Origin of the sequence: Rhodococcus sp. IEGM 1379 (assembly GCF_030056815.1) — a bacterium.
In the GTDB taxonomy this organism is placed as follows: Bacteria; Actinomycetota; Actinomycetes; order Mycobacteriales; family Mycobacteriaceae; genus Rhodococcus_F.
In genome coordinates this window covers 20,006-31,061 of the sequence record NZ_JASHKR010000029.1, presented here as the reverse complement: position 1 = coordinate 31,061, position 11,056 = coordinate 20,006, and the positions used below count along the sequence as shown (strand labels likewise).

At 55.1% G+C, this 11,056-nt stretch carries 9 protein-coding genes; 4 read left to right on the top strand and 5 right to left on the bottom strand.

Features of this window, described 5'->3' with window-relative positions; genetic code table 11:
• Positions 1–245: 245 nt before the first annotated feature.
• On the bottom strand, positions 246–644 hold the full coding sequence (locus QM600_RS29925) for an HNH endonuclease signature motif containing protein (protein WP_502943007.1): 399 nt from the start codon (positions 642–644) through the stop codon (positions 246–248).
• Positions 645–1,013: 369 nt separating this feature from the next.
• Positions 1,014–1,214 (bottom strand): hypothetical protein, encoded by a 201-nt coding sequence (locus QM600_RS16950; RefSeq protein ID WP_283262662.1) that lies wholly within the window; start codon positions 1,212–1,214, stop codon positions 1,014–1,016.
• Positions 1,215–2,524: 1,310 nt separating this feature from the next.
• On the opposite strand from QM600_RS16950, the gene QM600_RS16945 reads away from it, so the two are divergent.
• Positions 2,525–3,982, top strand: a complete 1,458-nt coding sequence (locus tag QM600_RS16945; protein WP_283262661.1) for a hypothetical protein — start codon at positions 2,525–2,527, stop codon at positions 3,980–3,982.
• 454 nt (positions 3,983–4,436) lie between these two features.
• On the opposite strand, the gene QM600_RS16940 is transcribed toward QM600_RS16945, so the two are convergent.
• Positions 4,437–5,180, bottom strand: a complete 744-nt coding sequence (locus tag QM600_RS16940; protein ID WP_283262660.1) for a tyrosine-type recombinase/integrase — start codon at positions 5,178–5,180, stop codon at positions 4,437–4,439.
• An 80-nt stretch (positions 5,181–5,260) separates the two neighbouring features.
• On the opposite strand from QM600_RS16940, the gene QM600_RS16935 reads away from it, so the two are divergent.
• Positions 5,261–6,226: a COX15/CtaA family protein gene (locus tag QM600_RS16935; protein WP_283262659.1), complete on the top strand. Its 966-nt coding sequence runs from the start codon at positions 5,261–5,263 to the stop codon at positions 6,224–6,226.
• Positions 6,227–6,296: 70 nt separating this feature from the next.
• On the opposite strand, the gene QM600_RS16930 is transcribed toward QM600_RS16935, so the two are convergent.
• Positions 6,297–6,665 carry a hypothetical protein gene (locus QM600_RS16930; RefSeq protein ID WP_283262658.1) on the bottom strand — a complete coding sequence of 123 codons (369 nt, stop codon included), beginning with the start codon at positions 6,663–6,665 and terminating at the stop codon, positions 6,297–6,299.
• A gap of 95 nt (positions 6,666–6,760) precedes the next feature.
• Between QM600_RS16930 and QM600_RS16925 the strand changes: the two genes are divergently transcribed.
• Complete coding sequence (locus tag QM600_RS16925; protein ID WP_283262657.1) at positions 6,761–7,726, top strand: quinone oxidoreductase family protein; 966 nt, start codon at positions 6,761–6,763, stop codon at positions 7,724–7,726.
• A gap of 22 nt (positions 7,727–7,748) precedes the next feature.
• On the opposite strand, the gene QM600_RS16920 is transcribed toward QM600_RS16925, so the two are convergent.
• Positions 7,749–8,732, bottom strand: coding sequence for a heme o synthase (locus QM600_RS16920; protein WP_283262656.1), 984 nt, complete (start codon positions 8,730–8,732; stop codon positions 7,749–7,751).
• A gap of 218 nt (positions 8,733–8,950) precedes the next feature.
• Between QM600_RS16920 and tkt the strand changes: the two genes are divergently transcribed.
• Positions 8,951–11,053, top strand: a complete 2,103-nt coding sequence (tkt, locus tag QM600_RS16915; RefSeq protein WP_283262655.1) for a transketolase — start codon at positions 8,951–8,953, stop codon at positions 11,051–11,053.
• The last annotated feature ends 3 nt before the right edge of the window (positions 11,054–11,056 follow it).

Sequence of the window (11,056 nt, the reverse complement as noted above, 5' to 3'; positions counted from 1 at the left end):
GTACCGATGTTTTGAAAATTAAGTATAGAACTGCTGCGTTTCGCTTAAGCGCAGAAGGCTGAACGGAATACCTATATCAACTTTCTGCAACCATCAGCTTCAATCAACGTCTTGAATGTCATACATACTTGGATCATGTCCCGCTAGTTGCCTCCTAGCTTCAACCCATTTATCTGCTTGAATTCTTGTTCTGCACTCGAATGCAATCGTTCCAGCTGCAACTCTAATTACCTGTACTTTATTCATTATTGTTCTCCTTTTCTACTGCTGCCAACTCGGGCAGATATCTTTGCCTTACAAATCTTGCATATCAATCTATTGTTCCATTTATAGCTATTGCTGTATGTCAGTTGATGTCCACCGGCGCAGTATCGAATCTTTGATTCAACTTTGTCCTGCATGTTCTGTGCCTGCGTACCTAGCAGAAGATGATTCGGATTAATGCAGCTTGGCGTGTTGCATGTATGCCGAATGACTAGACCATCTGCTATCTTCCCTTTATGCTTCAGGAACATGTAACGGTGCGCTCTGTAGTTCTTTGTTTTATAGGTGATAATTCCGTAGCCGCTCTTGTCCTTGCACCCGGCGAAAATCCAACAACCTAGCTCATCTACTGCATACTCTAATTCTTTGCTATATTTCATAATTTCAACTAGTTATCTAGTCACTTAATTGTAGTGACTCATTCTATTATAACACCTTTTTCCGTTTACGTTTCATTATAAGCTCATAAATAGAAAGGCCCTCGTGCCGCATGAATGCGGCACGAGGACAGAGGAGAAAATACAATGAATAACACTTACTCTGCGAGAAACAGATATCCTACCAAAGGCTGAGTCTCTTTATCTATTATACCATACTTGACGCTGCATTTAATGTTTATAGGCGGTGCTGCAATTTGACACTCTACCGCCGACTTTGGACAGAAAAATACACCTGAGAGAATTTTGTCTTTCAGGTGCATCTCTTATTCTAGGTAGGCTATTCGCGTATACCTATTATACCATTTTCTGCTACTTCCCTGCTTTGAACAACAGTGCTGCAAGGACAAATGGCACCAGCAGTACGCAGATGCCAATCGCGATCAATCCAATCGCACCCATCGCCGTCAGGATCGCATCGCTGAATGCAACGAAGAACCAGATGACGAGTCCGATCACCACGACGAGACCCAGCAGCAACAAGACTCTCGGATCGACCGTGTCATCGCGCATGACGTTCATGTTCTTCCTGTTGCAGTCCTTGCAATATCCATCAGCCAGCAGATACGTGCCCATGCATCCCTTACACTTCTGCCCCATTGTTGACCTCTCGATTTGTCCGGTTTTCAGACCTATCGGTTGGTTCGATCAACTCGTTACAACCTGATTCTGCTTAGCTAAACTAATCAACTACGTCTAGCTGGGACTGCTGCACAGTGCCGAGGACTAATACTTGACATCGATACTGGATAGCGCCGCAGGAGCAAGGATGCAAGGCTCCCCAAACTCTCAGAACTGGTCAATGCAAACTTAGCCGAAAGGCACTTGCAGAATAGGGCTTCATGCTAGCCTCAGCGAGTCACGTAAACCAACTACAGAAAATGGTGCAATATGTCCATTGATATTGTAAACGCAATACTGTATCCATTCGGGATGATTTTTGCATTCCTGGTAAATTTCGGTGAAGGCATGTATTCCTAGCTAAATGAGCGGGTGTGTGGAGATTTCAATAGGCTAGATTTTCCACATACCCGCATCCGAGTCATTTGCGGAGACGAAACAGTCTTCGGAACCGACTAGTGGCCGTTGGCGTTGCAGCACCCCTGTTGCAGCAAGCACTACGACGATCCCTAGACATAGCACTGCTGCACCTACCAAACAGCGGGACGTCTCGTGTTCCACACATCGGACATCGAGTTCACCCTGCATCCTCTCGCTACAGGCAAAACGAGCGTTTTGACTGGTTCACCCTGTAATCGGCTGATCGCTAGAACTCGTTACAGCCGGGTTCTGCGTAGCCAGACTCATCAGACACGACCTAACCAGAGCTGAGCGCAAATGGGGTTGCAGTCTCGTTTCCCTGCTGGTTCTAGCGAGTACCGCCCTGCTGAGCTGCACTGTCGATTGCTGCCACACAGTTCCTACCTGCGGTTTTGCGTGCTTGCACTTGACCCCAGCCCTACCCGGTTCTACGGATAAAACTCGTTTAACCTTATCCGTCTTTGCTGCCGACTAATACTCTGGATCAATATCAGATAAGGTTATATGCGCATTTGCATTCTATTCGCTGATATGGAAACGTGAACCCTAGCTTCAACGACTCCACCCATCAGCACGACCCTGTCATGCCCTGTGGTGAATCTCGGATAAGTTGCACAAAGGTGCGCGTTTTGGTAGACTGTTCATTAGATCAAATCACCTCGTCTAGTAGCGATTGGAGAATTCTTACATAGTTTTTCTATTAGTGTAGTAGAAAGAAAAAAGACCATCCTGGACTACTAGCCAGTATGGTCTTTTTATTATACTAATAGGAGAAAAATAGAATGAATAATATTGATATCTTTACCCCCAACTTTTGGGATGATGGATCGTTCAACACGAACCGTGCAATAACTAAACTCAAAGATCATGTAACTTGGATCAGAATTGCTTATCGATTTACGTACGAAGGTGAACACGATTACGATAGCAGGTTGCATCAGGATTTTCTAGATCGATTGGAGGCTGCGAATACTGCTGCTCTCAAAAATCTACCAAATAATGACAATGAGGTAGATGAATGGATTGCATCAAGCCTTTCATCCGTTGTGCTTCATCTGGGCTTTGCCAATGCTGCTGCTTGCCGTGGTTCTGACTACAGGCATGCTGCAAACCCATACATCAGGTTTGCAGAACACCCCAGTATGCCAACTGTGCATTCAACCAGCGACTATCGCGATCATACTGAAACTGATGATACTCGGGGAATTGAATCTAAACAGTTCCACGAGAAAACTGCTCAATTCCAACACACAGATTTCAACAATACGGAGCAAGTCACAATTGACAGCTTCGTTGACTACAATGCAAGTCCGAGAACGATCACTCTGTTCGAAAATCTACGCAAAAGCTTCCCTTTGGAATCCGACCAGCAGATTCATACGCGCAGACTTTCAGTGCAGAACAGATGCAGGGAAATTCTCTATGAATCCAATCCCGACCCTGCCGACTACGACTTCTGGGTGTCGGGAAGCAAGCACCATCTAAAGCGCAAGAAGCCGAAGATGAAATATACTCGATACAGTCAGGTAACCAAGGTAACAAGTTCTGTCTGCCGTGACGAGTGTAGAACCAATTTGGACGTTCACCAGGTATTTATGGATGAAGTCCGCAAGTGGGCTTACAACCGACCGCTAGAACCGGGGGAAACTCACGAAATGATTTTCTCTGATGCGATGGAGAAGTACTCTCAGATGTTGAAATCTGAAATAGATCCAAAGCACAGAAACTCGTACTATATGCGCTCCATAGTGAACAACAGAAAGGATATTTGGAAACATCGAAATACCAAGAAGCACTCACACGAACAACCGAGGAATCAAATCCATCTGGACGATGTAGACGAGACCACTGAGCCACCTACTTATGACTACTACCCATCCGATACAGTCGATTGGTTTAACTCCCTATCCGACAGACAGCGTGAAGGGATACGTCAAGCAGTAGAGATAATAGATTCTTCCGCAGACGAACGCCCGAAAATCCCGGAATCAATAAAGAGAATGATTCGAGGACCAGGTGTGCCCCTGACTAGTTCCACGGAAAAATCGAAGAAAACCAACAGCTCGACAGAATTCGGTGCGCGCGCGAAAAGTAGCATGAGCGACCTGCGTGAATACGAATCAGAGGAAGAGCTTCTATCGAAGTATCCAAAGCATCGATATCCCGTCACGGTTCGCTTCGAGAAGCCAACATCACCAACGATCCAGTACTACGCCAAGCAGAACAAACAGTACGAATAGCGATTCCACGTGCACTATATGAGCTACGGTTAATCAGAAGGCAGCAAAGGTACAAACACCCTAGCTGCATACCCGATTACTGCTAGCTCGTATAGTGCATAACTAGCTTTACCGAGCAATATGCTGAATAATAGAGAAAGGCACAGGTTGCCATTTGAAAGGAAAATATGGTTTCGATAGAGTACAAAACAGATACAGATAGTTTATTTGAAGATTTAGAAGCAGTTATCAAGAGATTGCATGAGCTTGGATGCTCTGACTACCGGGCGTTTCTGGGAATCAGACACATCTACTCGAAGGTCTACAAAGTCAAGTTCGAGGATACAGGAACACTGGACAGCAGTATCCAGTTCCCTGAGTTCCATCATCCGAAGAAGCAGAAGCCTCAACGGATAGAAAGATAGATCCAAGTACAAGGAAGGCAGATCGGTTTTGATCTGCCTTCCTTGTTTGCTCAGCGGTCGAACGCTCGTTTGACCTGTGCTTCCACGTCATTGGTCGTGGTCTGCACGTAGAACTTCAACGAGGTCTGCACGTCGTGGTGACGTAACTGTCGGCGCAGAATCTCGGGTGGACAACCGTTGTTGACCAGTTGGGTAGCGAACTTGTGCCTGAGTGCATGCGGAGTGACCTCGATACCGGCATTGCGTCCTGTTCGTTGCAGACCCAGATACACAGTGTTCCGGGTGACCTTCGGATTCCACTCGGCATACTCCGCTACAAACCAGTCAGGGACCACAACAGGACCGGATGACTTGGCCGTACTGAGGCTGCCGTTCGGTAGCAACTGTCGATCAACGAGCATCGTGCTTCCCGTCATGCGCTGTTTCACAACCGATTCGCCTAGTCGCAGACCTGCATAGAGCATCGAGAATGCGTACATTCTGTACCGTGACGATTCGAGGGTCTGGTGAATGGTCTCCAATGGGGCCAACGCATAGATTCGCTGTTCGCCTTTGTAGACCTTCAACGGAACACCCAGCATCGAACGCAGCGCAATCGCGTGCTTGTTGCGGGTCGAAGGGTTCAGCACCGATTGCAGACGGTTGTGCAGAAAACCCAAGGTTGCCTGTTCTATCGGGACATCGCACAGGTCCAGGCATCTGAGAGTGCTCAGATAGTGGTACACAGTCGTTGCTTTGACCTGCTTGTTCGCCAAGGTCTGCTGAGCAACATCCAGAATCGTTGTAGTTGACACTTCCACTCCTCACTTCGGAGCGGTAACCCGGGAAGCACCCAACGACACGCTGTAGTTGACGGGGAACTACCATCGTTGGCGTGGTGAATCGTGCATATTCCGGATTTTTGAGCTTGGTGGATCGACTACCTCTCCCCTCGCTGAAGACGCAGAAGATCATCGCGTTCATCGTGATCTTGACCCAAGGCGGCATCGCTGTCACCGGTGCGGTTGTGCGCGTGACGGCATCCGGATTGGGCTGCCCCACGTGGCCGCAGTGCTTCCCGGGCAGCTTTGTTCCGGTCGGACACGGTGAGGTTGCGTTTATTCACCAAATCGTCGAGTTCGGCAACCGCCTGCTGACGTTTGTCGTCGTCATCGTTGCCGCCGCAATCGTGCTGGCTGTGACTCGTGCGCGTCGTCGTCGCGAGGTTCTCGTGTACGCGTGGATGATCCCGCTCGGCACGGTTCTGCAGGCAATCATGGGCGGCATCACCGTCTTGACGGGGCTGCTCTGGTGGACGGTCGCCATTCACCTGGTCGCATCGATGCTGATGGTCTGGATTGCCACCGTCATGTACGCCAAGATCGCGGAGCCCGACGACGCCACAACCCTGATCGTCATGCCGAAGCCGCTGCGCTGGCTCGCAGCGCTGTCCGGTGTCGCACTGGCCGGCGTATTGGTGGCCGGAACCCTCGTGACAGGCGCTGGTCCCCATGCCGGAGACAAGAACCTCGACCGGATTGTGCCCAGACTCCAGATCGAGATCGTCACCTTGGTGCATCTGCATTCACAGCTGCTCGTCGGATATCTCGCGTTGGTCGTCGGATTGACGTTCGGTCTGTACGCAGTCGGAACGTCAGCGGCAGTGAAGAAACGCCTGCACGTTCTGCTCGTTCTGATCGTCGCTCAGGCCTTGATCGGAGTCGTTCAGTATTTCACCGACGTCCCCGCAATCCTGGTTATCTTCCACGTTGCCGGCGCCGGATTGTGCACGGCTGCAACAGCAGCCGTCTGGGCAGCTGGTAAGACGAGGCAGTACGAACCCGCGGCTGTACCGGCCTGATACCGACAAAGACGAGTGGGGCGGTCAGAAAACACCGACAAGGTGTTTTCTGACCGCCCCACATCTGTTTTCAGGATTCGTTGCGCGCCTGCGGGAAACGCGTCTGGTTGGCGACCCATCCGGCCATCTTCTTGAAGTGACCGTCCACCGGAGTGACGACGCTGGTGAGCTCACGCTCCCACTCGGCAACAGTGACAGTGTCGAAGGACGCGACGACGGCGTTTGCCGTCGCAAGGTCCTCGACTACCTGGTCGCCCAGGCTGCCGTCGGCACCCACGAGCGTGATGCGAACGCCTGCAAGGCCGACAGGCTGAATGACGGCGCTGGCAGAGCCACCGTGCTCAGCGACAAACTTGGTGATTGCCTTGACCGTGGACTTCGGAAGTTCCGGCGCAGCAGCGGACGGCGTGGCGTCCGACTTCTCGGTATCGGTGCTCATAGCTCGACAATACTGGGCAGTAGTAGCGCTGCAACACGAGGCATGGACCATGCGGCAACATGAGGCATCGACCCAACCGGTGTAGAACAGAAAACATGCAAGCCATCTACGTTTCCGAAACCGGCGGACCAGATGTTCTCACTGTGTCCGAACAACCCGACCCCACGCCCGGTGCGAACGATTTGCTCGTTCGCACCGAAGCAATAGGCATCAATTTCATCGACACCTATTTCCGGATGGGCATGTATCCGAGAAATCTCCCCTATATTCCGGGCGACGAGGGCTCCGGCGTCGTCGAAGCGGTTGGCACAGATGTGACGGAATTCTCCGTCGGCGACCGGGTTGCCTGGGCGGCAGCCACCGGAAGTTACGCCGAAAAGGTGGTTGTCCCGTCCGATGTAGCCGTGAAAGTTCCGGATGGTGTTCCGGCTCCGGTTGCCGCGTCCGCACTCCTGCAAGGGATGACTGCGCACTACCTCGCGAAGTCGACCTACCCGATCCAAGCGGGCGACACTATCCTCGTTCATGCCGGTGCCGGCGGAGTGGGTCTGATCCTTACGCAGATGGCAGTAGCCTTCGGCGCACGGGTCATCACGACGGTGTCTTCGGATGCAAAAGAACAACTCTCACGCGATGCAGGGGCGTCGGAAGTTCTGCGGTACGACGACGACATCGCAGCCCGTGTTCGTGAGCTGACGGACGGCGAGGGTGTGGCAGTGGCCTACGACGGAGTTGGAGCCACGACGTTCGATGCCAGCCTGGCGTCGGTGCGAATTCGCGGAACAGTAGCGCTTTTCGGAGCTGCCAGTGGTGCTGTTCCGCCGCTGGATCCGCAGCGGCTCAATGCGTCGGGATCACTGTTCCTGACACGTCCGACGTTGGCTCATTACATCCGCACCCGCGAGGAAATGCTGTGGCGAGCCGGTGAGGTATTCGACGCCATTGCCGCGGGAACTTTGGCTATTCGCGTCGGCGCCGAGTATCCGTTGGCCGATGCCGCGCAGGCTCATCGCGATCTGGAAAGCAGAGCGACTACGGGATCGATCGTGCTGATCCCGTAGTCGATTCAGATGCTGCAGGCGATCAGCTGAACATGTTTCCGATCGTCTGCAGCCCGAGTACGGAGTCGATGGCCAGGCCGACGAACAGCACAGACAAGTAGTTGTTGGACTGCAGGAACAGCTTCAACGGCTTGACCTCGGCGCCGCCGCGAACGCTGCGATACAACTGGTGGCCCATGAGCAGGAACCAGGCACCGGCAAGCAGAGCAACGATGCCGTAAACCAGGCCGGCGGCCGGAACCAAGAGGAAGCTGGTGAGAACCATTGCCCAGCTGTAGAACAGGATCTGCTTGGTGACGTGCTCTTCAGTCGCGATGACGGGGAGCATGGGGACGCCCGCAGCCTTATAGTCCTCTTTGTAACGCATGGCGAGGGCCCAGGTGTGCGGAGGCGTCCAGAAAAAGATGATCAGGAACAGAACGATGGGTTCCCAGCTGAGCGAACCGGTAACGGCAGACCAGCCGACCAAGACGGGCATGCAACCGGCAGCGCCACCCCAGATGACGTTCTGCCAGGTACGACGCTTGAGAACCATCGTATAGATCAGCACGTAGAACGCGATGGTGACCACGACGAGGATGCCGGCCAGCAGGTTGGCGCGCCACCACAGCCACAGGAACGATCCCAGTCCGAGAACCAGGCCGAAGATCAGCGCATTGCGCGTCGGGACGGCTTCTCGTGCCAGTGGGCGCTTTGCGGTGCGCTTCATCACCTTGTCGATGTCTGCGTCGACGACGCAGTTGAGGGAGTTGGCGCTTGCGGCGCCCATCCATCCACCGAACAGGGTGCTCAGCACCAGCCAGAGGTCGACATTTCCGCGGTCTGCCATGAGCATCGCCGGAATTGTTGCTACCAACAGCAATTCGATGACTCGCGGCTTCGTGAGCGCGATGTACGCCAGAACCTTGCCCAATGCGCGACCTAGAACCGAGTTCTGGTTGGTCGCCCGCGGGGCTGCTCCGGGGCTGCCGAAGCCATGTCCGCTCGGCTGCTGCCCTGTCCGCACGTTCTCTCCTTGCACCACGCGTTACCGCACTATCTCTTCACGACACACTGCTGACACTTCTGATGGACTCTCGGATTTTCTACTACGCACGATGGTAGACCGCAGGCATCGAGGAACCGAATCGACCCGGACAGCTGGGACCATTAGGCTAGGTGACGCAGTGGAGGGACACCTCACCCCTCGCAATCCACGTACACAATGTCAGGAGACATCTGCCAGTGTCGATCACAGACGAGATCCACGTCCTCACGCAACCAGTCCATCCTTCGGACTGGACCGACCTGGACACCAAGGCTGTCGATACCGCCCGCGTGCTCGCCGCTGACGCGGTTCAGAAGGTCGGCAACGGCCATCCCGGAACCGCAATGAGCCTGGCGCCGTTGGCTTACACCCTGTTTCAGCGCGTCATGCGCCACGACCCGTCGGATGCAGAGTGGGTCGGGCGCGACCGCTTCATCCTCTCCTGCGGTCACTCGTCTCTGACGCTGTACACGCAGCTCTACCTGTCGGGCTACGGCCTCGAACTGGCAGACCTCGAAGCTCTCCGCACGTGGGGCGCTCTCACTCCGGGCCACCCGGAGTTCGGTCACACCGTCGGCGTCGAGATGACGACGGGTCCGCTGGGCCAGGGCCTCGCGTCCGCTGTGGGCATGGCTATGGCTTCACGCCGCGAGCGTGGACTGTTCGATCCGGAGACCCCGGTCGGCGCCTCGCCTTTCGACCATCACATCTACGTGATCGCGTCGGACGGTGACATCGAAGAAGGTGTCACGTCCGAAGCGTCGTCGCTGGCGGGTGTCCAGGAACTGGGCAACCTGATCGTCTTCTACGACGACAACAGGATCTCCATCGAGCACGACACCGCCATTGCTCTCGGCGAAGATGTCGGCAAGCGCTACGAGGCGTACGGCTGGCACGTTCAGCATGTCGAGGGCGGCGAGAACGTCTCCGGCATCCTCGACGCAGTTGCTGCGGCCAAGGCCGTCGTCGATCGTCCGTCGATCATTTTGCTGCGCACCATCATCGGTTTCCCGGCACCGAAGAAGATGAACACCGGTGACGTTCACGGTTCCGCTCTCGGCGCCGAAGAAGTTGCGGCAGTCAAGGAAGCTCTCGGCTTCGATCCGGCCAAGTCGTTCGACGTCGACGCTGACGCTCTGGCTCATGCCCGTGGGGTCGTCGCCCGCGGCGCCGACGCACACAAGAGCTGGCAGGTCGAGTTCGACGCCTGGGCAGCGCGTGAGTCCGAGGCCAAGGCACTCTTCGATCGTCTCCACGCCGGCGAGTTCCCGGCTGGCTGGGCTGACGCTCTCCCGACCTACGAGCCCGACGCCAAGGGTGTTGCCACCCGTAAGGCTTCCGGATCCGCGCTCAACGCACTGGGCCCGATCCTGCCGGAGCTGTGGGGCGGTTCCGCTGACCTCGCGGGCAGCAACAACACCACCATCAAGGGCGCCGATTCGTTCGGTCCCTACTCCATCTCCACCAACGACTGGAACGCGAAGCCTTACGGCCGCACGCTCCACTTCGGTATCCGTGAGCATGCAATGGGCTCGATCCTCAACGGCATCGCACTCCACGGCCCCACCCGCCCGTACGGCGGAACGTTCATGGTGTTCTCCGACTACATGCGTCCGGCCGTTCGCCTGGCTGCATTGATGAAGACGCCGGTCACGTACGTCTGGACCCACGACTCCATCGGTCTGGGCGAAGACGGCCCGACGCATCAGCCGATCGAGCACCTCGCTGCTCTGCGCGCCATCCCGAACCTCTCCGTCGTTCGTCCGGGTGACGCCAACGAGACCTCGTTCGCCTGGCAGGCAGCGCTCGAGCACAAGACCGGCCCGACGGCTCTGGCCCTCACCCGCCAGGATGTCCCGGTTCTCGAAGGCACCAAGGAGAAGGCAGCCGCCGGCGTCAAGCGCGGCGCCTACGTGCTGACCGATGCCGCCAACGGTGCACCCGAGGTCATCTTGCTGGCCACCGGTTCCGAGCTGCACCTCGCTACCGAGGCTCGTGAGACCCTCGAAGCTCAGGGCGTCGCCACGCGCGTCGTCTCTGTTCCTTGCCTCGACTGGTTCCTCGAGCAGGATCAGGCGTACCGCGACGAGGTCATTCCGCCGGCCGTCCGTGCACGCGTGTCCGTCGAAGCCGGCATCGCGATGCCGTGGTGGCGCATTCTCGGCGACGCCGGCCAGGCCGTCTCGATCGAGCATTACGGCGCTTCCGCCGATTACAAGACCTTGTACCGGGAGTTCGGCATCACTGCCGACGCGACTGTCGCGGCCGCGCAGCGCTCCCTCGCAGCTGTGAAGGGATGATCT

Bases quoted from the DNA above. Each gene is read 5' to 3' on its own strand.
- QM600_RS29925 (WP_502943007.1), bottom strand. From the start codon at position 644: ATGAAATATAGCAAAGAATTAGAGTATGCAGTAGATGAGCTAGGTTGT.
- QM600_RS16950 (WP_283262662.1), bottom strand. From the start codon at position 1,214: ATGCGCGATGACACGGTCGATCCGAGAGTCTTGTTGCTGCTGGGTCTC.
- QM600_RS16945 (WP_283262661.1), top strand. From the start codon at position 2,525: ATGAATAATATTGATATCTTTACCCCCAACTTTTGGGATGATGGATCG.
- QM600_RS16930 (WP_283262658.1), bottom strand. From the start codon at position 6,665: ATGAGCACCGATACCGAGAAGTCGGACGCCACGCCGTCCGCTGCTGCG.
- QM600_RS16925 (WP_283262657.1), top strand. From the start codon at position 6,761: ATGCAAGCCATCTACGTTTCCGAAACCGGCGGACCAGATGTTCTCACT.